We start from the raw sequence: 22,887 nt of genomic DNA on the forward strand, positions 1-22,887 counted from the left end.
CTTCGAACCCATGTCACTCGATCCCAACTATCCTCGCGACCTGATCGGCTACGGCCGCCATCCCGTGCAGGCGAACTGGCCCGGGCGCGCCCGCGTCGCCGTGCAATTCGTCCTGAACTACGAGGAGGGCGGCGAGAATTGCGTGCTGCACGGCGATCCGGGCTCCGAGCAGTTCCTGTCCGAAATCGTCGGCGCGGCCGCCTATCCGGACCGCCACATGAGCATGGAGTCGATCTACGAGTACGGTTCGCGTGCGGGCGTGTGGCGCATCCTGCGCGAATTCGAGAAGCGCGGGCTGCCGCTGACGGTGTTCGGCGTCGGCATGGCGATCGAGCGTCATCCGGAACTCGCGCGGGCCTTCGTCGAGCTGGGCCATGAGATCGCGTGCCACGGCTGGCGCTGGATCCACTACCAGAGCATGACGCCCGAGCTCGAGGCCGAGCACATGCGCCTCGGGATGGAAGCGATCGAGCGCGTGACGGGCGAGCGCCCGCTCGGCTGGTACACCGGCCGCGACAGCCCGAACACGCACCGCCTCGTCGCGGAATACGGCGGCTTCCTGTACGACTCCGACAACTACGGCGACGACCTGCCGTTCTGGATGGATGTCGAGGTGTCGGGCGGCAGCACGTCGCCGCAGCTGATCGTTCCGTACACGCTCGATACGAACGACATGCGCTTCGCGACGCCGCAGGGCTTCAACACCGGCGACCATTTCTTCGAGTACCTGCGCGACGCGTTCGACGTGCTGTACGCGGAGGGCGACGAGGCGCCGAAGATGCTGTCGATCGGCATGCACTGCCGGCTGCTCGGCCGGCCGGGGCGTTTTCGCGGGCTGCAGCGTTTCCTCGATCACATCGAGAAGCACGATCGCGTATGGGTGACGCGGCGTGTCGATATCGCGCGTCATTGGCGTGAACATCATCCGTATCAGCCCAATCATCGAAACGAAGGGAAAGCATGAAGGCGATGCGTTACACGTTGGAGCAACTGAACACGATGGCGCCGAGCGCATTCGTCGCGGCGCTGTCGGGGATCTTCGAACATTCGCCGTGGGTGGCCGAGGTCGCCGCGGGCAAGCGGCCGTTCGCGAGCATCGACGCGCTGCACGAGACGATGTCGAACGCGGTGGAGACAGGCGGCGAAGTCCGCCAGCTCGCACTGATCAATGCCCACCCGGAGCTGGCCGGCAAGGCTGCCGTGCGCGGCGAGCTGACGGCCGAGTCGACGCGCGAGCAGAGCGGCGCGGGTCTCGACCAGTGCACGCAGGAAGAGTTCGACAAGCTGCTGACGCTGAACCGCACGTATCGCGAGAAGTTCGGTTTCCCGTTCATCCTCGCGGTGCGCGGCTATGACCGGCACGGCATCATCGCGAACTTCGAGTCGCGCGTGAATCATTCGCGCACCGAGGAACTGCGCGCGAGCCTCGACCAGATCTACCGGATCGCGCGCTTTCGCCTCGACGACCTGATCGACGCCTGACACCTCACGACGGCCTGCTGCGTCGCAGCGGCCTGATCGCATCACTGAAACAAGGAAACATCATGGCTGTTCCGCTTCTCGATCCCGACGCACCCGACTTCACACGGCGCTACGTGAACCTCGCCGACCCGCGTCTCGGTGCGCAGGCGCTCGAGGCCAGCGACGACTTCTTCGCGCCGAAGGAGCGGATGCTGAACCCCGAGCCGGCGGTGTTCATCCCCGGCAAGTACGACGACCACGGCAAGTGGATGGACGGCTGGGAGACGCGCCGCAAGCGCACGACGGGCTACGACTGGTGCATCGTCAAGCTCGCGCGTCCGGGCGTGATCAAGGGCTTCGACATCGACACGAGCCACTTCACCGGTAACTTCCCGCCGGCCGCGTCGATCGAGGCCGCGTACGTGGCCGGCGGCGCGCCGACGCACGCGACCGAATGGGTCGAGATCGTGCCGTCGACGACGCTGCAAGGCAACAGCCACCACTACGTCGCGGCGAGCGACGCCCGCGCGTTCACGCACCTGCGCGTGAACATCTATCCGGACGGCGGCATCGCGCGCCTGCGCGTGTACGGCCAGCCGCAGCTCGACTGGGCCGGCGCCAGCGCGACCGAGCAGTTCGACCTCGCGGCGATGGAGAACGGCGGTTACGTGGTGGCGGCGAACAACCAGCACTTCGGCGTCGCGTCGAACCTGCTGCTGCCGGGCCGCGGCGTGAACATGGGTGACGGCTGGGAAACCCGCCGTCGCCGCGAGCCGGGCAACGACTGGGCGATCATCGCGCTCGCGCAGCCGAGTGTGATCCGCAGGATCGAAGTCGATACCGCGTTCTTCAAGGGCAACTATCCGGACCGCTGCTCGATCCAGGCCGCGTACGTGTCGGGCGGCACCGACAGCTCGCTGATCACGCAGTCGATGTTCTGGCCGGTGCTGCTCGGCGAACAGAAGCTGCAGATGGACAAGCAGCACTATTTCGAACACGAGATCGCATCGCTGGGCCCGGTGACCCACGTGCGCCTGAACATCATTCCGGACGGCGGCGTATCGCGCCTGCGTCTGTGGGGGACGCTCGACAAATGAAGACGCTCGCAATCGAACCGCTGACCAAGGAAGCATTCGCGGCGTTCGGCGACGTGATCGAAACCGAAGGCGCGAAGCAGATTCCGATCAATCTCGGCACGACGATCCGCTTTCACGATCTTGCGAAGGTCGACGTGAGCGACGAAGACGGCCGCACGCTCGTCAACCTGTTCCGCGGCCAGCCGCGCACGCTGCCGTTCGAGGTGAAGATGCTCGAGCGCCATCCGCTCGGCAGCCAGGCGTTCGTGCCGCTGAACGACCAGCCGTATCTCGTCGTCGTCGCGCCGGCCGGCGATCTCGATCCGTCGAAGATCCGCGCGTTCGTGACGAGCGGCTGGCAGGGCGTCAATTATGCGAAGGGCGTGTGGCATCACCCGCTGATCGCGCTGGGCGGCGTCAGCGACTTCATCGTCGTCGACCGCGGCGGCGACGGGCTGAACCTGAACGAGCAGGACCTGCAGGAATCGCTGTGGCTCACCGAGGACGCGCTGGATGCGCTGACGGCCTGACTAGTATTTCGGCAGTTGCATGGCGAAAAAACCCGCGCGACCTGCGCGGGTTTTTTCATGCCCGCCGCGCTCATCACGGCATGACGTTGCCGCTGCGTCGAGGACGTCGGCCGCATGCTATCGTGCCCGCATCGCCACCGCCCGACGTCCGGTTCCGGACGCGTTCCCCCGATGAGCCAACCTGAAAACGACCTCACGATACTGCTGCGCACGATGCAGCCCGAACTGCGTCGCGGTGCGTTCGCGTTCGTCGCACTGCCGGCCGCTACGGAAATATCGTTATCCGAAACGATCGCGACGTTTCGCGAAGCCGAAGGCGTGACGGTCGTGGTCGACGAGGCGACGGCCGCGCGTCGCGGCTGGCCCGTGCTGTTCCGCGCCGCGTGGATCACGCTGACCGTGCATTCGGACCTCGCGGCGGTCGGCCTGACGGCCGCGTTCGCGCGGGCATTGGGTGAGGCCGGCATCAGCTGCAACGTGATGGCCGCCGCGTATCACGATCACATCTTCGTGCCGTTCGACGACGGCCCGCGCGCGCTCGATGCGCTCGTCGCGCTGCAGCGCGATGCGCGGCGCGGCTAGCGGGCGACACGTTCCGTACCCGCAAAAAAACGGGCCCGTTTCCGGGCCCGCGAACGGAGAGGATCGCGCCGGCAACCGACGGCCGGCGCACGGCGGCTTACTTGGCCGCGCCACCCTCGAACCAGGCGGCGAGCTTCACGCGCTCGTCGTCGGTCATGTGCGTGACGTTGCCGATCGGCATCGCCTTCAGGCGCACGGCCTGTTCGTAGATGCGCTGCGCGTTCTTCGACACTTCGTCCGGCGTGTCGAACATCACGCCGGCGGGCGCGCTGCCCATCAGCGTCGGCTTGGCCGAGTGGCACTCGACGCAGCGCTGCTGCAGGATCGGCATGATGTCGTTGATCACGATCTTCGGTGCGTTCGCAGCCTGTGCTTCCGGTGCGACCGGCTTCGGCATCGTCCACACCAGTGCGCCCGACAGCAGCGCGACGCCGCCGATCGGCAGGTACCACAGCTGCTTGCCGCGGTGACGCATCACGAAGAACTGACGGATCAGCGCGCCGGCCAGCATGATCAGCACGAGCACAATCCAGTTGAACTTGTTCGTGTACGTCATCGCATAGTGGTTGGACAGCATCGCGAACACGACCGGCAGCGTGAAGTACGTGTTGTGCACCGAGCGCTGCTTGCCGCGCTTGCCGTAGATCGGGTTCGGCTCTTCGCCCTTGAGCATCTTGTCGACCATCTTGCGCTGGCCGGGGATGATCACGAAGAACACGTTCGCCGACATGATCGTCGCGAGCATCGCACCGACGATCAGGTATGCCGCGCGGCCCGCGAAGATGTGGCACGCGAGGTACGCGGCGACGACGACGTAGAGGCCAACGCAGATGCCGAGCACGCGATCGTTGGTGCCGAGAATGCGGCACAGCGAGTCGTAGACGATCCAGCCCGCCGCGAGGAAGCCGAGCGCGGACGCGACGGCGACCACCGGGCCCATGTCGAGCACGCTCTTGTCAATCAGGTAGGTGTTCGGCGCGAGCAGGTACAGCACGAAGAACAGCGAGAAGCCCGACAGCCAGGTCGTGTACGACGGCCATTTCGACCAGTGCAGGTCATCCGGCATTTCCGGCGGGGCGACCGTGTACTTCTGCATGTTATAGAAACCGCCGCCGTGGACGTGCCACAGTTCGCCGAACACGCCGCGCTTGCGCTGGTTCGCGTCGGTCGGCGGTTTCAGGCTGTTGTCGAGCGCGACGAAATAGAAGGACTCGCCGATCCACGCAATGGCGACGATGACGTGCAGCCATCGCAGCGCGAGGTTCAGCCAGTCGGTGATGAAGCCTTCCATGAAACTCCTCCAGACTCAGATCGTTGTCTTTGATGCGGGCGCCGATGCGTGTGTCAGCTGCCGCGATAGGTGCTGTACGACCACGGCGACACGAGCAGCGGCACGTGGTAGTGCGATGCGGTGTCGGCGATGCCGAAGCGCAGCACGACGCGGTCGACGAAGCGCGGTTCGGGCACCTTCACGCCGAGCGACGCGAAGTAGTCGCCGGCATGGAACACGAGTTCGTATTCGCCGGCGGCGAGCGCGGCACCTTCGAGCAGGGGTTCGTCGCAGCGGCCGTCGCTATTGGTCAGCACGGTCTTGATCGCGCGGCGCGATTCGCCGTCCAGCGCGTAGAGGTCCACCTTGATGGCGGCGCCGGGACGACCGTGTGCCGTATCGAGTACGTGGGTAGTGAGCTTTCCCATTCGCAATTGTCCTTGTGTGAATGCGAGGTTCGGCGGCGACTCGATCCATGACTGTGCGGCGGATCGAGGCTCCACGTCACGTGGCTACATACCCGTCGGCGAGATTGAAGCGAGCGCCGTGCAGGCATTGTAAAAAGGTTCCCCGCGCAAATACGGGCGCGATATCAAAGATAATGCGCCGCGCATGAACCGCTGTCGACGGCGGGAAAAAACCCGCCGCGCCGTGCTCGGCGGGCCGCTGCACGGCCCGCGCGCGTACCATATCGAAACCGTGAAGCGCAGTATTCGGCGTGACGCATTGTGCGGCGCGCGTGCATCGGCGATCCTCCCGCCGTGCGCGTCGGCCCGAGGCCGGTGCGCACCCCGAAGACGGCGAGCACGCCGGGTAACCGGGCCAGGGCGTTCGAACGGACGCAGGCACCGGGGCGTGCCGCGAATCAGCGTTCGAACGGCTTTGCGACCGCCCGAAAGGGCTGACCGACGCGGAGAACGCATGAATCCCGAGCAGCACTCCGGCGCGCGCGCGCGCGCGCCGCACCCATCCTCATCCCGCCCGACGACCCTGCTGGTCAAGCACGCCGACGTGCTCGTGACCATGGACGACGCGCGCCGCGAACTGCGCGACGCCGGGCTCTATATCGAAGACAACCGGATCGTCGCGGTCGGCCCGAGTGCCGAGTTGCCCGATACTGCGGACGAAGTGCTCGACCTGCGCGGCCACCTCGTGATCCCGGGGCTCGTGAACACGCACCATCACATGTACCAGAGCCTCACGCGCGCGGTGCCGGCCGCGCAGAACGCCGAGCTGTTCGGCTGGCTCACGAACCTGTACCGGATCTGGGCGCACCTGACGCCCGAGATGATCGAAGTGTCGACGCTGACCGCGATGGCCGAGCTGCTGCAGTCGGGCTGCACGACGTCGAGCGATCATCTGTACATCTATCCGAACGGCAGCCGGCTCGACGACAGCATCGGCGCCGCGCAGCGGATCGGCATGCGCTTTCACGCGAGCCGCGGCGCGATGAGCGTTGGCCAGCGCGACGGCGGGCTGCCGCCCGATTCGGTCGTCGAGCGCGAGCCCGACATCCTGCGCGATGCGCAGCGCCTGATCGAGACCTATCACGACGAAGGCCGCTACGCGATGCTGCGGGTGGTCGTCGCGCCGTGCTCGCCGTTCTCGGTGAGCCGCGGCCTGATGCGGGATGCGGCCGCGCTGGCGCGCGACTACGGCGTGTCGCTCCACACGCACCTGGCCGAGAACGTCAACGACATCGCATACAGCCGCGAGAAGTTCGGGATGACGCCTGCCGAATACGCGGAAGATCTCGGCTGGGTCGGCCACGACGTGTGGCACGCGCACTGCGTGCAGCTCGACGATGCGGGCATCGGCCTGTTCGCGCGCACCGGCACCGGCGTCGCGCACTGTCCGTGTTCGAACATGCGGCTCGCGTCGGGCATCGCGCCGGTGAGGAAGATGCGTCTCGCGGGCGTGCCGGTCGGCCTCGGCGTCGACGGTTCCGCGTCGAACGACGGCGCGCAGATGGTCGCGGAAGTGCGGCAGGCGCTGCTGCTGCAGCGGGTCGGTTTCGGGCCCGATGCGATGACCGCGCGCGAAGCGCTCGAGATCGCGACGCTGGGCGGCGCGAAGGTGCTGAACCGCGACGACATCGGCGCGCTGAAGCCCGGCATGGCCGCGGACTTCGCCGCGTTCGACCTGCGCCAGCCGCTGTTCGCGGGCGCGCTGCACGATCCGGTCGCGGCGCTCGTGTTCTGCGCGCCGTCGCAGACGGCGTACACGGTGGTAAACGGGAAGGTCGTGGTGCGGGAAGGGCGGCTCGCGACGCTCGACCTGCCGCCGGTCATCGAGCGCCACAACGCGCTGGCGCAGGCACTCGTGGAGGCGTCGCGCTGACGCGTCGGCGTGAGGTGAAGGCCGCGCCCGCGCGCTGCGGATCGGGCGCGCGGCCGTGGCTACGGCTGAGGTTGAGGTTGAAGCTGAAGCCGCCAAGCGCCGCGCGTCACACCGGCCCACCCCGCAATGGCGTGGCCGGCGCGCGCGTCGTGCGCGCTTACGCTTCGATCAGCGTGCGGGTCGCTTCGGCGACGAGGCTGCGCAGCCAGCGCACTTCGTCGGAGTAGTGGCAGCGTTCGTGCCACAGCTGGTAATACTGCATCGGCGGGAAGTCGAGCGGTGCCGGCACGACCGACAGCGGCAGGAACTTCGCGTAATGATCGGCGAACAGGCGCGTCGTCGTGAAGATCAGGTCCGACTTCACCAGCACGTACGGTGCGAGGTTGAAGTACGGCAGCGTGACGACCACGTGACGCTTGAGCCGTTCGCGCGCGAGATGCACGTCGATCGCGCCGCGCTGGCCGACCGAGTACGGCGTCGGCGCGAGATGCGGCGCGTTCAGGTACTGGTCGAGCGTGAGCCCGCCGCGTTTCGCGAACGGGTGCGTGTTGCTCATCAGGCAGACGATTTCGTCGACGAACAGGTTCGACAGGTGCAGCTGCTCGGGCGGCTCGGGCCAGTTGCCGACGACGATGTCGAGCTTGCCGTCTTCCAGCGCGAGCTCGTAATCGAACGCGGGGCCGAGCGAGTGGAACTCGAGCGTCGCATTCGGCGCCGCCTGGCGGAAGCGTTCGACGACGGTCGGCACGAACAGCACGTTCAGGTAGTCGGGGCAGCCGATCCGGTAGCAGCGGATCGACGTGGCCGGGTCGAAATTGTGCTGCTGGAACTTGATGCGCTCGATTTCACGCAGTGCGTTCTGCACCGGCTCGAGCAAGCGCAGCCCGTATTCGGTCGGGACCATGCCGGACTTGCCGCGCACCAGCAGCGGGTCGCCGGTGATGTCGCGCAGGCGCCGCAGCGCGGCGCTGATCGCCGGTTGCGACTGGTTCAGTTTGACGGCCGCGCGCGTGACGCTGCGCTCCATCAACAAGGTGTGCAAGACGCGCAAGAGGTACGTGTCGATCGCCTCGCGTTGCTGACTCATGATTTCTCCAGTTTATATGTCTGGGCTGATCGATGGGGGAGGTGGGTATATGGTTTTTAATATGAACGAAAGTCAGCGTCAAGAGATGGATACCCGCAGACACCCGCCGGCCGGGCCTCGCCAAGCGGGCTGAAGAGGGCCGAAAGTGGGAAGGCGGGCGGAATGCGGGCGCGCGCGATGCCGCGCGGATGCGCATTGCACGCATCCGGTGGTCAGGGCACCACGCGCGACACGCGTGCGTCAGTCGTCGATGCGCATGCCGACTTTCAGCGTGACCTGCCAGTGGATGACCTGGTCGCCTTCGATGTGGCCGCGCGTTTCGGTCACCTGGAACCAGTGCAGGTTGTGTAGCGTCTTGCCGGCTTTCGAGATCGCGTTGCGGATGGCGTCGTCGCACGATTGCCGCGACGAACCGGTCAGTTCGATCAGCTTGTAGACGTGGTCGCTCATGATGCGCTCCCTGGGATGTCGGTGTGTGCGGCCGGCGCAAGCGGCGGGCCCGAAGCGGCGTCGCGCGTGTCCGGCTTCTTGAGTGATAGGTATGATGGGCGGCAAGTGCAACCTCAATTGGAGACGAGGAAGATCGTGGAAGTCGGATTTTGCGGACCGGGATTGATGGGCGCGCCGATGATTCGGCATTTGCTGGCGGCGGGCCACCGGGTCAGCGTATGGAACCGCACGCGCGGCAAGGCCGAGGCGCTTGAAAAGGACGGTGCGCAGGTGGTCGACACACCGCGCGAACTGGCCGAGCGCGTCGACACGGTGTTCGTGTGCGTGCTCGACGGCCGTGCGGTCGGCGACGTCGCGTTCGGCGAGCACGGGCTGTTTGCCGGCGATGCGCATGCACGCCGCCTGAAGCGCATCGTCGATCACTCGAGCATCCCGCCTGCCGCGACGCGTGACTACGCGGCGCGTGCCGCCGCGCTCGGCGTCGGCTGGATCGATGCGCCAGTTTCGGGCGGCGTGCCCGGCGCGCAGGCCGGCACGCTTGCGGTGATGGCGGGCGGCGGCGCGGCCGACCTCGCTGCGGTGCGACCGCTGATCGACACCTATGCGTCGCGCGTCACGCACATGGGCGACGCAGGCGCGGGCCAGACCGCGAAGCTGTGCAACCAGGCGATCGTCACCGCGACGGTGACCGCGATCGCGGAAGCCGTCGGCCTCGCGCAGGCGAGCGGGATCGACGCCGCGCGTCTGGCCGACGCGCTGGCGGGCGGCTGGGCCGATTCGGTGCTGCTGCAGACCTTCGTGCCGCGCATGACGTCAGGCGGTCACGCGCCGATCGGCGCGCTCAGCACGTTCCAGAAGGATGTCGATGCGATCGCCGATGCCGCGCGCGACACGGGCGCGGTGATGCCCGTATCGGCCACCGTGCAGCAGGTGCTGCGCCTGGGTGCTGCGCAGGGGCTTGCCGGCGCCGATTTCGCCGCGTTCATCGACATCGTCCGGCCCGGCAACGGGCGCGGGACGGCGCAGTGAGCGCGCCGCGACGCTGAAGCGGGAAGCCTGAATGGCCGATGGGCCGCCCGGAGGCGGCCCATCGTGTCGGTGTCGATTCAGCCGAGGGAGCGCGGTGTCGTGTCGCCGGCGTTCTGGCGTCCGAGCCCGCCGCGCAGGCTCGCTTTCGTGCCTGCACCAAATTCGGGCAGGATGCGCGCACGGGCGCGGCTCGCGAACACGAGGAAGCCGAAGCCGTTCGCTTCGTACCAGTACCCGCCGTTCTCGAGGCCGTCGAGCGGTTGTTCGAGTGCGTTGGCGATCGATTCGAGGCAGCGCTTGCGCAGTTCGGCGATGGCCGGATAGGGCGGCTGTGCGCCGCGCACGCTGCACAGAAGCACGTCGAGGCCGGGCAGCACGTGCGCATAGAGGACGGGTTCGTCCTGCGCACGGGCGCGGGCAATCTTGGTGTCGAGCTGCGCGAACGGTTTCGAATGGCGCAATACCGCGAGGAAGGACTCCTGGCCATCCTGTTGCGCACGTCGACGTTTTTTCGGGAAGGACATAAACACTCGCCTCAAAAACAATTGCAAGAAATGCGGCACTTTCATGCGACCCACTCCCGGCTATGTACGCCGCATGTCGATCCTTTATAGCACACGAAAATGCTGCACTCTGCACTCGTGCGGTACGACGATCAATGTCTCCCGTCGACCCGCATGCCACGATGATCGACACAGCCAGCGTCTTGGCGCCCGTACTGTCGTTTAGTCTCCATCATAGACCTGCTTTTCCCGCGCGTGCATTCGCGCGTCACAAAAAAGTGAGATAAGCGCTCGCGCGACGGTGCACGATGCGTGCCCATGAAAAAAGGCCCGCACATGGCGGGCCCGGCAGTCGCAGCGTGGCGCGGTGCTCAGCGTTGCTTGAGCGAATCGCGGATCTCGCGCAGCAGCAGCACGTCTTCCGGCGTCGCGGCCGGCGGGGCTGCTTCCGGCTTGCGCAGCTTGTTGATGAATTTCACCATCAGGAAGATGATGAACGCGAGGATCACGAAGTTGATCGCCACGGTGATGAACGAGCCGTAGCCGAATGCGGCGACGCCCGCGGCCTGCAGGTCCTTGAACGAATCGGGATTACCCTTGAACGTCGGGGGGATGGTGCCGAGCAGAACGAACTTGTTCGAGAAATCCAGACCGCCCGTCAGCACGCCGATGACCGGCATGATGAGGTCTTTCACGACCGAGTCGACGATCTTCGAGAACGCGCCGCCGATGATCACGCCGACGGCGAGATCCATCACGTTGCCTTTGACGGCGAACTCCTTGAATTCCTTGATTATGCTCATGAGCGGCTTTCTCCTGGTTGGGCGAGAGGAGGCGTGCCGCGACGCGCAGGGCTGCGAAGCGTCTGATGGGTCGGATCGGGGGCACGCCGATGGCCGCATGATAGCGAACGTGCCCCATTGCCGGTAGCCCATCTTGAAATGATTAACAAATCACCGGCTGGCGCGAGTGGAAATGAAAGAAAGCGCGGTGTCGGGGGCGGGCGCGGCGCGATGCGTCGACGCCCGCGTGGGCCATGCTCAGGTGTTGTCGTCGGTCCAGCCGTCGTCGTTGCTGCCGAGATCGACGCCGCCGCCGCCGCCATTGCCATTGCCGTCGCTCCAGTTCGAATTGTCGCCGCGGCCGAGGTCGAAGCCTGGATCGTTGTTCTCCTGGCGCCGGCGTTGGTCGTCGACGATCACGTCGCGTTCGACCACGCGTTCGCGGCCGCCGGACATCGCTTCGCCGAGCAGCACGCCGGTCAGCAGCCCGCCCATTCCGCTGCCGAAACCGCCACCTTGCTGAACCACGACGGGCGGCTGCTGTTGCGGATACGGTTGCGGCGGATACGGCTGTTGCGGGTACGGTTGCTGCTGATACGGCTGGCCTTGCATGCCGGTCACGCGATCGGCTTCCTGCGCATACACGGAGCCGCTGCCGTTCGCGGGCGCAGCGGGCGGCGCGCTCGGATCGGGGCGGCCTTCGACGCGCGCCTTCACGCTCGCATGCCGCTGTTCGAGTTCGTCGATGCGATACGGCGGCACCGGGTTCTTGCCGTTCGACAGTGTTTCGACGAGCGTGCGTGCATCGGTCTCGATGCCTTCGAGTTCGCTAGTGAGCGCGGCGGCACCGGGCGCCGTCGACAGTTTCGCGTCGAGTTTCAGCGGACGGATGTCGTTCAGCACGTCGGTCGCGCGTTTCAACTGCGCGCGGCGTTCGTCGCCCGCACGGCTGTCGTCGGCCGAGCGTGCGCGCCGCAACGTCCAGCGCAGCACCAGCGCGATGACCGCGACGATCAGCCCGAGGCCGATCCACATGCCGGTCGACGGACCGTGTTTCGCGACCGGCGCGGCAGGCGCGAGCGACGACTGCAACGAGCCAGCCTGCGTGGCCGACGGTGCGTTGCCGCTCGCGCCGCTCACGCGCGCGGCGTCGGCGCGAATGCGCGATTCGGTCTGCGCGAAATGCGACGCGTCGGTGAAGCGCAGTTGCGGATCGAGCGACTTCGCGCGCTGCAGTTGCGCGAGCGCGTCGGACGCGCGGCCTTCGCGGTCCAGCACCTGTGCGTACAGATAGCGCGCATGCGCATTGTTCGGATGGGCGTCGATGACTTGCGACAGCTGCGTGTCGGCGCGCTGCCAGTCACGTTGTGCGATCGACTGCTCGACTTGCTGCAGCGACGGGACCGCAAATGCGGCGGACGACAGCAGCATCAGCGAGAAGCCGAGTGCGGCGAGAGATTTCTTCATGGTCGAACCGGGCGCGGGCGCCCGTCTCCTGACGATCGGTGCGCGCCGCGCGCCCGGCGGGCCGCGGCGCGGTTGCCTGCCGTTACTGCGCGGGCGTGTCGAGCTGCTTCTTCAGCGCGGCGAGGCGGTCCTCGACCGACGGGCCCTTGTTCAGCGCGGCGAGCTTGTCGTCGAGCGCCTTGCCGCTCGACGTGTCGGCCGAATTCAGGCGGGCGTCCGAACGCGCATTCTGCAGCGCGACCTTGTCCTCGAGCTTCTGGAAGTCCTCGGACAGGTTCTTGCCGCCGATGCCGCCCAAGGCGCTTGCCGCGACGTCCTTCGCCTGCGCGATTTCCTGCTTGGCCTGCAGGATGTTCGAGCGTGCGTTCAGGTCGTTGCGGCGCTGACGCATGTCGGCGATCTGCCCCTTCAGCTTGTCGACCGATGGCTCGAGCGTCGTCAGCTCGGCCGCGAGCGCATCGCGCTCGGCTTCAGCGTTCGACTGCGCGGCGAGCGCCTCGCGTGCGAGCGCTTCGTCGCCCGCCTGCAGCGCGCGCTTCGCACCGTCTTCGTACTTCTTCACCTTGTCGTCGGCCGCATCGCGCTTGCTGCGCTGGGTCGCGACTTGTGCCTCGATCTCGATCAGCGAATTCTCGGCACGGCCGATGCTGTCGTCGAGCTCCCGCACGATCTGCCGTGCGTCGCGCGACGGATCCTGTACCGAGTCGGCCGCATCGTTCAGCAGGCCTTTGATCGTGCGCGAAACAGAGTCGAAAAGCGACATGAAATCCTCCGTGGTTGAAAGGTGCCGCGTCGGCGGCAATGCCCGTCGCGAATCGGTTCCGACCCGCGTGAGCCGGCGGATATTACACCGCCGGCCCCTTAAATACGGCTTAAGCGCCGGAGTTCAAGCGCCGTGCGTGTGCAGATTTCCGACCTTTCGCATCTGAAAGAAACGCCGCGGCACGCACCGGGTCGCGAGTCCATGATAGGCGGAGCATGGCGCCAATACGTTCCGCAATTCGCGCTTGTGCGGGAATTTTTACAAAAAATCGCGAAGCCGATCGGTCGATTTCATTAAAATGCGCTGTCACGTCGCGGGAACGGATCGCCGCGCGGCGGGGTCTGTCGACGTGACAGTTGCCACGATGCACCCACTCTGACTCATCCGCTTGCATTTTCCGCATGCGTCCGAGGGCGCCACGCCGCCCGCCATTCCGACATGCCAATCATTAAACGACCGTCTTCTCCTTCCGACCGGAACGAACCTCACTACACGTTGCGCCGTTCGCCGTCGGGGGCCTATTACCCCGATGACGACGACCGCGGCGACGACCGGCGCGCGCAGCGCAACGGCGGCGGGGACGGCGCTCGCCGCTCGTTCGGCTCGCGCGTCGCGCTGTGGTTCGTCGGCCTCGTCGCGACGCTCGCGATCGTCGGTGCGCTGATCGTCGGCTACGCACTCGTCGTGATGGCGCCGCAACTGCCGTCGCTCGATGCGCTGACCAACTACCAGCCGAAGGTGCCGCTGCGCGTGTTCAGCGCCGATCACGTGCTGATTGGCGAGTTCGGCGAGGAGCGCCGCAGCCTCGTGCGCTTCCAGGAGATTCCCGACGTGATGAAGAAGGCGGTGCTCGCGATCGAGGACTACCGCTTCTACGAACACGGCGGCGTGGACTTCCTCGGCATCCTGCGCGCCGGCGTGGCCGACCTGATGCACGGCGGCGCGCGCCAGGGCGCGAGCACGATCACGATGCAGGTCGCGCGCAACTTTTTCCTGTCGAGCGAGAAGACGTATACGCGCAAGATCTACGAGATGCTGCTCGCGTACAAGATCGAGAAAGCGCTGACGAAGGACCAGATCCTCGAGCTGTACATGAACCAGATCTACCTGGGCCAGCGCTCGTACGGTTTCGCGGCCGCCGCGCGCGTGTATTTCGGCAAGGACCTGAAGGACATCACGCTCGCGGAAGCGGCGATGCTCGCGGGGCTGCCGAAGGCGCCGTCCGCGTACAACCCGGTCGTCAATCCGAAGCGCGCGAAGGTGCGTCAGGAGTACATCCTGAAACGCATGCTCGAGATCGGCTACATCACGCAGCCGCAGTACGACCAGGCGGTGAAGGAAGAGATCCGCGTGCGCACGCCGGGCAACCAGTACGCGGTGCACGGCGAATACGTCGCCGAGATGGTGCGGCAGATGATGTACCAGCAGTACAAGGACGAAACCTATACGCGCGGGCTGACCGTCACGACGACGATCAACTCGGCCGACCAGGAAGCCGCATACCAGGCCGTGCGCCGCGGCATTCTCGATTACGAGCGCCGCCACGGCTATCGCGGGCCGGAAGGCTCGATCAACCTGCCGGCGGCCGGCGACGATCGCGACGAGGCGATCGACGACGCGCTCGCCGATCACCCGGACAACGGCGACCTGCAGTCGGCGGTGGTGCTGTCGGCGTCGCCGAACGCGGTCGAGGTGCAGTTCGTCGGCGGCGCCACGACGACGATCGGCCCGGCCGGGCTGCGCTTCGTGTCGGCCGCGCTGAGCCCGCGCGCGAGCGCGACGCTGCACATCAAGCCCGGCTCGATCGTGCGCGTGCTGAAGGACGGCAAGACGGGCTGGCAGATCGTGCAGTTGCCGCAGGTCGAAGGCGCGCTCGTCGCGATCGCGCCGCAGGACGGTGCGATCCGTTCGCTCGTCGGCGGCTTCGACTTCAACAAGAGCAAGTTCAACCACGTGACGCAGGCGTGGCGCCAGCCGGGTTCGTCGTTCAAGCCGTTCATCTATTCGGCGTCGCTCGACAAGGGCCTCGGGCCGGCGACGATCATCAACGATGCGCCGCTGTACTTCCCGCCGAGCGTGCCGGGCGGCACCGCGTGGGAACCGAAGGACGACGACCAGCCCGACGGCCCGATGTCGATGCGCACCGGCCTGCAGCGTTCGAAGAACCTCGTGTCGATCCGGATCCTCGCGTCGATCGGCACGCAGTACGCGCAGGAGTACGTGACGCAGCGCTTCGGCTTCGATCCGGCGAAGACGCCGCCTTACCTGCCGATGGCGCTCGGCGCAGGCCTCGTGACGCCGCTGCAGCTCGCGACCGGCTATGCGGTGTTCGCGAACGGCGGCTACAAGGTCGATCCGTACCTGATCGCCGAAGTCGACGACGCGCGCGGCCAGCCGCTGCAGAAATCGCAGCCGGTGATCGCCGGCGGCACCGCGCCGCGCACGATCGAAGGCCGCAACGCATACGTGATGAACAGCCTGCTGCACACGGTCGCGACGGCCGGCACGGGCGCGGGCACCAACGCGCTCGGCCGCAGCGACCTGCAGGGCAAGACGGGCACGACGAACGATGCGAAGGACGGCTGGTTCGCCGGCTACCAGCAGTCGCTCGTCGCGGTCGCGTGGATGGGCTTCGACCAGCCGAAGAGCCTCGGCAGCCGCGAATTCGGCGCGCAGCTCGCGTTGCCGATCTGGGTGAACTACATGCGCACCGCGCTGAACGGCGTGCCCGAGCAGCAGATGCCGATGCCGGACGGCCTGACCTCGATCGACGGCGAACTGTACTACGCCGATCGCACGCCGGGCAACGGCTTCGTCGGCAGCGTGGACATCAACCCGGCCGCGAATGCGATCAGCGCGAACGACGCGCTCGGCTCGGCCGGCGCGGCAGGGCTCGCACCGCCGCCCGTCACGCAGCAGGAGAAGCAGCAGATCATGGACATGTTCGAGAACAAGTAAGCGATACGCGGATGTGTCGCATGCGGCGGGCGTCTTCGGGCGCCCGTTTTCTTATGTGTCGTCGCGCATCAGCTGGCGGGAGGACGAATCAGAACGACGCGCAGGCCGGTACGAGCGTGATGCCGACCGAGTCCTGCCGAAAGCGCTCGCGGTACGCGTGCCGGATCGCCGCGAGCCGCGCGTGCGTATCGGCGGTGTCGTCGGCGACGATACGGACCACGAAACTCGCTTCGCCGATGATCCGGCCGGTGGCGCGGTCGCGCCATTGGCCGCGGGTGTCCCAGACCGTGAAACCGTCCGGAAAGCGCGGCGTGACGACGTCGGCGAGGAAGGCCGCGCGTTCCGTTTCGGTGACGGGGCCGCGTCCCGCGATATCGCGCCCGAACAGCAGGTCGGCCTGCAGCATCCGATGCGTGTCCGGCTGCAGGCAGCCAACGGAAGCGTCGACGACGGGCGAGGGCGGGGCCGCGCAACCGGCGAGCAGCGCGACGGCTGCCGCGCCGATCATCTGCCGCGTACGACGTTGCCACGTCGCGGGCCATGCGTTCGGCGGCGCTATTTGCCTATTTCGCGTCCGGCGCGCTTCGCGCGCGTAAAACGCTGCGCGCTCAACCACTTGCGTGCTTGTCCGGCGGGTTATCAACAGGGCTGTCAACATAAACTGGGGATAACCCTGAGTACCGTGCGCGGGTTCAGTGCTGCAGTTTCGCGTGCGCGAGATGCATGCCGAGCGTCGCGGGGTCGGTGTTCGTGCCTGACAGCAGCACGCCGACCCGCTTGCCCTGCAGCGTTTCGCGCAGCGGGCCGAGCAGCGCCGCGAGCGCTGCCGCGCACGCCGGCTCGACCGACAGCTTCAGTTGCGAGAACAGGAACAGCATCGCCGCGCGCAGCGCGTCGTCGGACACCGTGACGATGCGGTCGACGTGGCGCCGGCACAGCTGGTAGCTGTATTCCTCGGTGTGCGGCGCCATCAGCGAGTCGGCGATGGTCTGCATCGCGCTCATCTGGATCGTGTGATTCGCCGCGAAGCTGCGGCTCATCGCGTCGGCGCCTTCCGGTTCCACGCCGTACACGTGCACGCGCGGATTCGCGAGCCGCAGCGCGGTCGCCATGCCGGCCGCGAGCCCGCCGCCGCCGATCGGCACGATCACCGCGTCGAGATCGGGCGTCTGCGTCGCCCATTCGTAGCCGAGCGTCGCGGTGCCGAGAATCGTGTGATAGCCGTTGAACGGATGGATGAAGAAGCGGCCTTCCTCGGCCTCGATCCGCCGCACGAGGTCGAATGCCTGCGACGCGCTGCCGGCGAGCACGACTTCCGCGCGGTACTGCTTGCACTGCGCGATGCGCGCCGGGCTCGCGGTATGGAACATCACGACCTTCGCGCTGCTACCGAGCCGCATCGCTGCATACGCGACGGCCGCCGCGTGATTGCCGGCCGACACGCACGTGACGCCGGCGTTCTTGCGCGCTTCGTCGAGTGCCAGCAGGTTCGTGAACGCACCGCGCGCCTTGAAGCTGCCACTCACCTGCAGCAGCTCGAACTTGAAGTTGACGTGCGTGCCCTCGAGGGACGGCAGGTCGGCACGCTCGAACACCGGCGTGCGCGCGACCCACGGCGACAACGCGAAATGCTGCGCGGCGATTTCGTCGAGCGTCGGAATCGGCTCGCCGTCGATCGTCGTATGGGCAGTGCGCTGTTGTTCAGTCGACATGACGTGGCGGGTGGCGGGAGTGGGCCGGCCCGCACATGCAGGCCAGCGTGGCGGGGGCAGTCAGTGTGCGTCGACCGACATGCTGCGGATGAACTTGCGCAGGAACTGCTCGCAGGCGGCGAGCTGCGCGAGCTCGACATACTCGTTCGGCTTGTGCGCCTGTTCGATGTTGCCGGGCCCGCAGACGATGCTCGGGATGCCCGCGCGTTCGAACAGGCCGGCTTCCGTGCCGTAGGCGACCTTGCGCTTGTCCTGGTCGGCCGTCAGCGCGCGCACGAGCTGCGTGATCGCGGCCTGTTCGGTCGCGTCGAGCCCGGGCGCCGCGGCGATCTTCGAGAACTCGATCGCCGCGTTCGGATGCTCGCGACGCATCTGCGGCAGCAGCGTTTCCTGCGCATACGCTTCGATGCGCGCGAAGATCTGCTCGGGATCGAGCGTCGGCAGGTTGCGGAACTCGAAGTCGAACCGGCATTCGGCCGGCACCGTGTTGATCGCGTTGCCGCCCTGGATGGTGCTCGTCTGCGCGGTCGTGAACGGCACGTCGTACAGCGCGTCGAACGGGCCTTCGGCGCGGAAGCGCTCGGCGATGTCGCGGATGTGGCAGATGAGGCGCGCCGCGTATTCGATCGCGTTCAGGCCCTTCGGCGTCAGCGACGAGTGCGCCGCGTGGCCGCGCACGCAGCAGCGATACGCGTTGATGCCCTTGTGCGCGATGATCGGCCGCATGCTGGTCGGCTCGCCGACGATGCAGCCGGACGGCTTCACGCCGCGCTTGACGAGATCGGCGATCAGCAGCGGTGCGCCCGCGCAACCGATTTCCTCGTCATAGGACAGCGCGAAATGGATCGGCTTCGCGAGCTTCGTCGCCTGCATCTCGGGCAACAGCGCGAGCGCCGTGCCGATGAAGCCCTTCATGTCGCACGTGCCGCGGCCGTACAGGCGGCCGTCGCGCAGCTCCGGCGCGAACGGGTTGCTGTCCCACTGCTGGCCGTCGACCGGCACGACGTCGGTGTGACCCGACAGCACGATGCCGCCGTCGGTCGAGCCGTCGTGCGCGGGCACGGTCGCGAACAGGTTGGCCCAGCCTTCGCGCGGATCGTGTGTGAGCGTCGACGCGATGCCTTTCGCGGCGAGCGCGTCGCGCACCGTTTCGATCAGGCCGAGGTTCGGCACGCGGCTCGTCGTGTCCATCGACACCAGCTGCTTGATCCAGGGCAGGCTGACAAGCGAAGCGTCGCCTTGGGTTGCGGCGGACGGCGCCGGCGCGTCGAGAGTGGACATGGCAAAACTCCGTCTGAGGAATGGGAAAATCATACTCAAAAACGCGCCGGCCCGCCTGCGCCGGCCGCGATGCGGTGCAGCATCGCGGCCGTGCCGTCAGCGTGCGGCGCTCGTCGCGTCGGCGCGCGGGGCGAGCGCGCGCAGCGTTTCCTTGATCGTCGACACGCGGATCGCGAGATCGGGCGAGCGCGTCTCGATGCGCAGCTTGTCCTGGCCCGCGAGCTTGATGTGCCGGTGCTTCTGCACCATCTCGATGATCCGCATCGGATCGATCGGCGGGTTCGGCTCGAACTGCAGCCCGATCGCGGCCTCGCTCGCGTCGATCTTGACGATGCCGAGCGGCTTCGCGGCGAGGCGCAGCCGGTGCGTCTCGACGAGCGCGTGCGCCTGCGGCGGCAGCTTGCCGAAGCGGTCGATCAGCTCTTCCTGGATGCCGTCGATCGCGTCGCCGTGCTCGCAGTTCGCGAGCCGCTTGTACAGCGACAGCCGCTCCTGCACGTCCACGCAGTAGTCGGCCGGCAGGATCGCGGGCGCATGCAGGTTGATTTCCGTCGTCGCGGCGAGCGGGGCGGTGAGGTCGGGCTCCTTGCCGTTCTTCAGCGCCTTCACGGCGTCGTTCAGCATGTCGGTATACAGCTGGAAGCCGATCTCGTGGATCTCGCCCGACTGCTTGTCGCCGAGCACCTCGCCGGTGCCGCGGATCTCGAGGTCGTGCATCGCGAGATAGAAGCCCGAACCGAGCTCCTCCATCTGCTGGATCGCCTCGAGGCGGCGCTGCGCCTGCTTGGTCAGCGACTGCGGGTCGTGGACCAGCAGGTATGCATACGCCTGGTGGTGCGAACGGCCGACGCGGCCGCGCAGCTGGTGCAACTGCGCGAGGCCGAACTTGTCCGAGCGATGCATGATGATCGTGTTCGCGCTCGGCACGTCGATGCCGGTCTCGATGATGGTCGTGCACAGCAGCACGTTCGCGCGCTGCGCGACGAAATCGCGCATCACGCGTTCGAGCTCGCGCTCGTGCATCTGGCCGTGCGCGATCACGATGCGCGCTTCGGGCACGAGCTCCTCGAGCATCGCCTTGCGGTTCTCGATCGTCTCGACCTCGTTGTGCAGGAAGTACACCTGGCCGCCGCGCTTCAGCTCGCGCAGCATCGCCTCGCGGATCACGCTTTCCTCCTCGCGGCGCACGAAGGTCTTGATCGCGAGCCGCTTCTGCGGCGCGGTCGCGATCACCGAGAAGTCGCGCAAGCCCTCGAGCGCCATCCCGAGCGTGCGCGGGATCGGCGTCGCGGTCAGCGTCAGCACGTCGACTTCCGCGCGCAGCGCCTTCAGCGCTTCCTTCTGGCGCACGCCGAAGCGGTGCTCCTCGTCGATGATCACGAGGCCGAGCCGCTTGAACTGCACGTCCGACGACAGCAGCTTGTGCGTGCCGATCACGATGTCGACGCTGCCTTCGTTGATCTGCGCGATCGCCGCGTTCACTTCCTTCGCGGTCTTGAAGCGCGACAGCTCGACGATGCGCACCGGCCAGTCGGCGAAGCGGTCGGCGAAGGTCTGCGTGTGCTGCTCGGCGAGCAGCGTGGTCGGCGACAGCAGCGCGACCTGCTTGCCGCCCATCACCGCGATGAATGCGGCGCGCAGCGCGACCTCGGTCTTGCCGAAGCCGACGTCGCCGCACACGAGGCGGTCCATCGGCTTGCCGCTCGTCATGTCGCCGATCACGGCCGCGATCGCCGCGGCCTGGTCGGGCGTTTCCTCGAAGCCGAAGCTTTCCGCGAACTTCACGTAGTCGCGCGGCTCGAGCGCGAACGCATGGCCTTCGCGGGCCGCGCGGCGCGCGTACAGGTTCAGCAGCTCGGCGGCCGTATCGCGGATCTGCTGCGCGGCCTTGCGCTTCGCGCGCTCCCACTGGCCCGAGCCGAGCGCGTGCAGCGGCGCGCTGTCGGGATCGGCGCCGCTGTAGCGCGAGATCACGTGCAGCTGCGCGACCGGCACGTAGAGCTTGCTGTCGCCCGCGTATTCGAGATGCAGGAACTCGGTCTCGCCTTCGCCGAGATCCATCGACACGAGGCCCATGTAGCGGCCGATGCCGTGCTGCGCATGCACGACCGGATCGCCGACCTTCAGCTCCGACAGGTCGCGCACCATCGCGTCGACGTTGCTCGCCTGCTCCTGGCGGCGGCGCCCGGCGCGGCGGCCGAGCGCGCCGTACAGCTCGGTTTCGGTGACGATCGCGTAGCCTTCGCCCGGCACCGCGAAGCCGCTCGCGAGCGGCGCGACGCCGAGCGCGAAGGGCGCGTCGCTTTCGAGCCAGCCCGCGAAGTGGTCGTTCGACGCCGGGCGCAGGCGATGCTCGGCGAGCAGTTGCAGGATCGTTTCGCGGCGGCCGGCCGATTCGACCGTCAGCAGCACGCGCTTGCCCGACGATTCGACGAAGGTGCGCAGCGCGGCGAGCGGATCGTCCGCGTGGCGGTCGACGGTGAGCTCGGGCAGCGCCGTCGCCCAGCCGCCGGCCGGCTGCGCGGGCAGCACGACGCGCGCGAATGGCTTCGCGAACCCGAAGAAATCCTCGTCGGACAGGAACAGGCGCTGCGGCTCGAGGATCGGCCGCTCGCGATCGTGCGCGAGGAACGCGTGACGCTGCTTCGTATCGGCCGTGAAGCGGCGGATCGACGCTTCGAGGTCGCCGGCGAACACGAGGTGCGCATCCTGCGGCAGGTAGTGGAACAGCGTGGCCGTCTCGTCGAAGAACAGCGGCAGGTAGTACTCGATGCCGGCCGACGGCACGCCGTTGCCGATGTCCTTGTAGATCGGCGCGCGGCTCGGGTCGCCTTCGAAGGTCTCGCGCCAGCGGCTGCGAAACGCCGTGCGCGCCGCTTCGTCGAACGGAAACTCGCGGCCGGGCAGGAGGCGCACGTCGCGCACCGGATAGAGGCTGCGCTGCGTATCGGGATCGAACGCGCGGATCGAGTCGACCTGGTCGTCGAACAGGTCGATCCGGTACGGCAGCGGCGAGCCCATCGGGTACAGGTCGATCAGCGAGCCGCGCACGCAGTATTCGCCGGGCCGCACGACCTGGCTCACGTGCTCGTAGCCGGCCAGCGTGAGCTGCGCCTTCAGCTTCGCCTCGTCGAGCCGCTCGCCCTGCGCGAACGCGAAGGTGTACGCGGCCATGAACGACGCGGGCGGCATCCGGTACAGCGCGGTGGTCGCGGGCACCAGCAGGATGTCGCAGCGGCCCTCGCCGAGGTCGTGCAGCGTCGCGAGCCGCTCGGAGACGAGATCCTGGTGCGGCGAGAACGTGTCGTACGGCAGCGTCTCCCAGTCCGGCAGCAGGCGCACGCGCGCCTCCGGCGAGAAGTAGCGGAGTTCCTGCGACAGCCGCTGCGCGTCGACCGCGTTCGCGCAGATCACCGCAAGGAGCGGGACCGCGGCGCGGTTGTCGGCGAGATAGCGGGCGATGGCGAGTGCGTCGGCGGAGCCGTGCGCGCCGTCGAAGGCGAACCGCTGGCCCGGTTTGACGCGGGCGACGGGCGAGGCGAACGGGGTGGAAGCGTTGTCTGGCATAGGGACGGCAGGGGTGGCGGGCACGGGCG

General features: G+C 67.3%; 20 protein-coding genes. 8 read left to right on the forward strand and 12 right to left on the reverse strand.

The window, feature by feature from the left end:
• The first annotated feature begins 10 nt into the window (after nt 1-10).
• From puuE to U4Y91_RS13580, 5 genes are all read left to right on the forward strand, one after another.
• Nucleotides 11-964: an allantoinase PuuE gene (gene puuE / locus U4Y91_RS13560; protein WP_321805465.1), complete on the forward strand. Its 954-nt coding sequence runs from the start codon at nt 11-13 to the stop codon at nt 962-964.
• Nucleotides 961-1,482, forward strand: coding sequence for a 2-oxo-4-hydroxy-4-carboxy-5-ureidoimidazoline decarboxylase (gene uraD / locus U4Y91_RS13565; protein WP_044843738.1), 522 nt, complete (start codon nt 961-963; stop codon nt 1,480-1,482). Before puuE ends, uraD begins: the two co-directional genes overlap by 4 nt.
• 62 nt (nt 1,483-1,544) lie before the next feature.
• Nucleotides 1,545-2,558 carry an allantoicase gene (alc, locus tag U4Y91_RS13570; protein WP_321805466.1) on the forward strand — a complete coding sequence of 338 codons (1,014 nt, stop codon included), beginning with the start codon at nt 1,545-1,547 and terminating at the stop codon, nt 2,556-2,558.
• Complete coding sequence (locus U4Y91_RS13575; protein WP_321805467.1) at nt 2,555-3,067, forward strand: ureidoglycolate lyase; 513 nt, start codon at nt 2,555-2,557, stop codon at nt 3,065-3,067. The genes alc and U4Y91_RS13575 overlap by 4 nt, the downstream gene beginning before the upstream one ends.
• Nucleotides 3,068-3,238: 171 nt before the next feature.
• The gene (locus tag U4Y91_RS13580; protein WP_321805468.1) at nt 3,239-3,649 is read left to right on the forward strand and encodes an ACT domain-containing protein; all 411 of its coding nucleotides are present in this window, start codon (nt 3,239-3,241) and stop codon (nt 3,647-3,649) included.
• A 97-nt stretch (nt 3,650-3,746) separates the two neighbouring features.
• Here U4Y91_RS13580 and U4Y91_RS13585 read toward each other — a convergent pair whose 3' ends face one another.
• Entirely contained in the window at nt 3,747-4,940 is a 1,194-nt protein-coding gene (locus U4Y91_RS13585; protein ID WP_321805469.1) for a urate hydroxylase PuuD, read from the reverse strand.
• Nucleotides 4,941-4,993: 53 nt separating this feature from the next.
• Nucleotides 4,994-5,347: a hydroxyisourate hydrolase gene (gene uraH / locus U4Y91_RS13590; protein WP_011657188.1), complete on the reverse strand. Its 354-nt coding sequence runs from the start codon at nt 5,345-5,347 to the stop codon at nt 4,994-4,996.
• Between the two features lie 493 nt (nt 5,348-5,840).
• Between uraH and U4Y91_RS13595 the strand changes: the two genes are divergently transcribed.
• Nucleotides 5,841-7,259, forward strand: coding sequence for an 8-oxoguanine deaminase (locus U4Y91_RS13595; protein WP_321805470.1), 1,419 nt, complete (start codon nt 5,841-5,843; stop codon nt 7,257-7,259).
• A 157-nt stretch (nt 7,260-7,416) separates the two neighbouring features.
• On the opposite strand, the gene U4Y91_RS13600 is transcribed toward U4Y91_RS13595, so the two are convergent.
• Both U4Y91_RS13600 and U4Y91_RS13605 read right to left on the reverse strand, forming a co-directional pair.
• Nucleotides 7,417-8,346, reverse strand: a complete 930-nt coding sequence (locus U4Y91_RS13600) for a LysR substrate-binding domain-containing protein (RefSeq protein WP_006762467.1) — start codon at nt 8,344-8,346, stop codon at nt 7,417-7,419.
• Nucleotides 8,347-8,586: 240 nt separating this feature from the next.
• Entirely contained in the window at nt 8,587-8,796 is a 210-nt protein-coding gene (locus U4Y91_RS13605) for a dodecin (protein ID WP_006755984.1), read from the reverse strand.
• A 135-nt stretch (nt 8,797-8,931) separates the two neighbouring features.
• On the opposite strand from U4Y91_RS13605, the gene U4Y91_RS13610 reads away from it, so the two are divergent.
• Nucleotides 8,932-9,825, forward strand: coding sequence for an NAD(P)-dependent oxidoreductase (locus U4Y91_RS13610; protein WP_044843795.1), 894 nt, complete (start codon nt 8,932-8,934; stop codon nt 9,823-9,825).
• Between the two features lie 77 nt (nt 9,826-9,902).
• Here U4Y91_RS13610 and U4Y91_RS13615 read toward each other — a convergent pair whose 3' ends face one another.
• The 4 genes from U4Y91_RS13615 to U4Y91_RS13630 form a co-directional block, all read right to left on the reverse strand.
• On the reverse strand, nt 9,903-10,349 hold the full coding sequence (locus U4Y91_RS13615; protein ID WP_185500383.1) for a hypothetical protein: 447 nt from the start codon (nt 10,347-10,349) through the stop codon (nt 9,903-9,905).
• 350 nt (nt 10,350-10,699) lie between these two features.
• Complete coding sequence (gene mscL / locus U4Y91_RS13620) at nt 10,700-11,131, reverse strand: large conductance mechanosensitive channel protein MscL (protein WP_257771513.1); 432 nt, start codon at nt 11,129-11,131, stop codon at nt 10,700-10,702.
• A 237-nt stretch (nt 11,132-11,368) separates the two neighbouring features.
• Nucleotides 11,369-12,577, reverse strand: coding sequence for a tetratricopeptide repeat protein (locus tag U4Y91_RS13625; protein ID WP_321805471.1), 1,209 nt, complete (start codon nt 12,575-12,577; stop codon nt 11,369-11,371).
• Nucleotides 12,578-12,659: 82 nt separating this feature from the next.
• Nucleotides 12,660-13,340 (reverse strand): PspA/IM30 family protein, encoded by a 681-nt coding sequence (locus U4Y91_RS13630; protein WP_044843730.1) that lies wholly within the window; start codon nt 13,338-13,340, stop codon nt 12,660-12,662.
• Between the two features lie 438 nt (nt 13,341-13,778).
• On the opposite strand from U4Y91_RS13630, the gene U4Y91_RS13635 reads away from it, so the two are divergent.
• Nucleotides 13,779-16,298, forward strand: coding sequence for a penicillin-binding protein 1A (locus U4Y91_RS13635; protein ID WP_321805472.1), 2,520 nt, complete (start codon nt 13,779-13,781; stop codon nt 16,296-16,298).
• Between the two features lie 88 nt (nt 16,299-16,386).
• Here U4Y91_RS13635 and U4Y91_RS13640 read toward each other — a convergent pair whose 3' ends face one another.
• From U4Y91_RS13640 to mfd, 4 genes are all read right to left on the reverse strand, one after another.
• Nucleotides 16,387-16,806, reverse strand: a complete 420-nt coding sequence (locus tag U4Y91_RS13640; protein WP_321805582.1) for a DUF3574 domain-containing protein — start codon at nt 16,804-16,806, stop codon at nt 16,387-16,389.
• 184 nt (nt 16,807-16,990) lie between these two features.
• A complete protein-coding gene (locus U4Y91_RS13645) occupies nt 16,991-18,010 on the reverse strand; it encodes a threonine/serine dehydratase (protein ID WP_321805473.1) in 1,020 nt (339 codons plus the stop codon).
• A 60-nt stretch (nt 18,011-18,070) separates the two neighbouring features.
• Complete coding sequence (gene argE, locus U4Y91_RS13650; RefSeq protein WP_321805474.1) at nt 18,071-19,291, reverse strand: acetylornithine deacetylase; 1,221 nt, start codon at nt 19,289-19,291, stop codon at nt 18,071-18,073.
• A 96-nt stretch (nt 19,292-19,387) separates the two neighbouring features.
• The gene (gene mfd / locus U4Y91_RS13655; protein ID WP_321805475.1) at nt 19,388-22,858 is read right to left on the reverse strand and encodes a transcription-repair coupling factor; all 3,471 of its coding nucleotides are present in this window, start codon (nt 22,856-22,858) and stop codon (nt 19,388-19,390) included.
• Nucleotides 22,859-22,887: the final 29 nt, after the last annotated feature.

The sequence above is a fragment of the Burkholderia sp. BCC1993 genome (assembly GCF_905339865.1).
In the GTDB taxonomy this organism is placed as follows: Bacteria; Pseudomonadota; Gammaproteobacteria; order Burkholderiales; family Burkholderiaceae; genus Burkholderia.

Coding starts and splice junctions, on each gene's coding strand:
- U4Y91_RS13580 (WP_321805468.1), top strand. CDS start 3,239: ATGAGCCAACCTGAAAACGACCTCACGATACTGCTGCGCACGATGCAG.
- U4Y91_RS13575 (WP_321805467.1), top strand. CDS start 2,555: ATGAAGACGCTCGCAATCGAACCGCTGACCAAGGAAGCATTCGCGGCG.
- U4Y91_RS13615 (WP_185500383.1), bottom strand. CDS start 10,349: ATGTCCTTCCCGAAAAAACGTCGACGTGCGCAACAGGATGGCCAGGAG.
- U4Y91_RS13600 (WP_006762467.1), bottom strand. CDS start 8,346: ATGAGTCAGCAACGCGAGGCGATCGACACGTACCTCTTGCGCGTCTTG.
- U4Y91_RS13645 (WP_321805473.1), bottom strand. CDS start 18,010: ATGTCGACTGAACAACAGCGCACTGCCCATACGACGATCGACGGCGAG.
- mfd (WP_321805475.1), bottom strand. CDS start 22,858: ATGCCAGACAACGCTTCCACCCCGTTCGCCTCGCCCGTCGCCCGCGTC.
- U4Y91_RS13625 (WP_321805471.1), bottom strand. CDS start 12,577: ATGAAGAAATCTCTCGCCGCACTCGGCTTCTCGCTGATGCTGCTGTCG.
- U4Y91_RS13585 (WP_321805469.1), bottom strand. CDS start 4,940: ATGGAAGGCTTCATCACCGACTGGCTGAACCTCGCGCTGCGATGGCTG.
- U4Y91_RS13595 (WP_321805470.1), top strand. CDS start 5,841: ATGAATCCCGAGCAGCACTCCGGCGCGCGCGCGCGCGCGCCGCACCCA.
- uraD (WP_044843738.1), top strand. CDS start 961: ATGAAGGCGATGCGTTACACGTTGGAGCAACTGAACACGATGGCGCCG.
- U4Y91_RS13640 (WP_321805582.1), bottom strand. CDS start 16,806: ATGATCGGCGCGGCAGCCGTCGCGCTGCTCGCCGGTTGCGCGGCCCCG.
- uraH (WP_011657188.1), bottom strand. CDS start 5,347: ATGGGAAAGCTCACTACCCACGTACTCGATACGGCACACGGTCGTCCC.
- U4Y91_RS13605 (WP_006755984.1), bottom strand. CDS start 8,796: ATGAGCGACCACGTCTACAAGCTGATCGAACTGACCGGTTCGTCGCGG.
- U4Y91_RS13635 (WP_321805472.1), top strand. CDS start 13,779: ATGCCAATCATTAAACGACCGTCTTCTCCTTCCGACCGGAACGAACCT.
- U4Y91_RS13630 (WP_044843730.1), bottom strand. CDS start 13,340: ATGTCGCTTTTCGACTCTGTTTCGCGCACGATCAAAGGCCTGCTGAAC.
- argE (WP_321805474.1), bottom strand. CDS start 19,291: ATGTCCACTCTCGACGCGCCGGCGCCGTCCGCCGCAACCCAAGGCGAC.
- puuE (WP_321805465.1), top strand. CDS start 11: ATGTCACTCGATCCCAACTATCCTCGCGACCTGATCGGCTACGGCCGC.
- mscL (WP_257771513.1), bottom strand. CDS start 11,131: ATGAGCATAATCAAGGAATTCAAGGAGTTCGCCGTCAAAGGCAACGTG.
- alc (WP_321805466.1), top strand. CDS start 1,545: ATGGCTGTTCCGCTTCTCGATCCCGACGCACCCGACTTCACACGGCGC.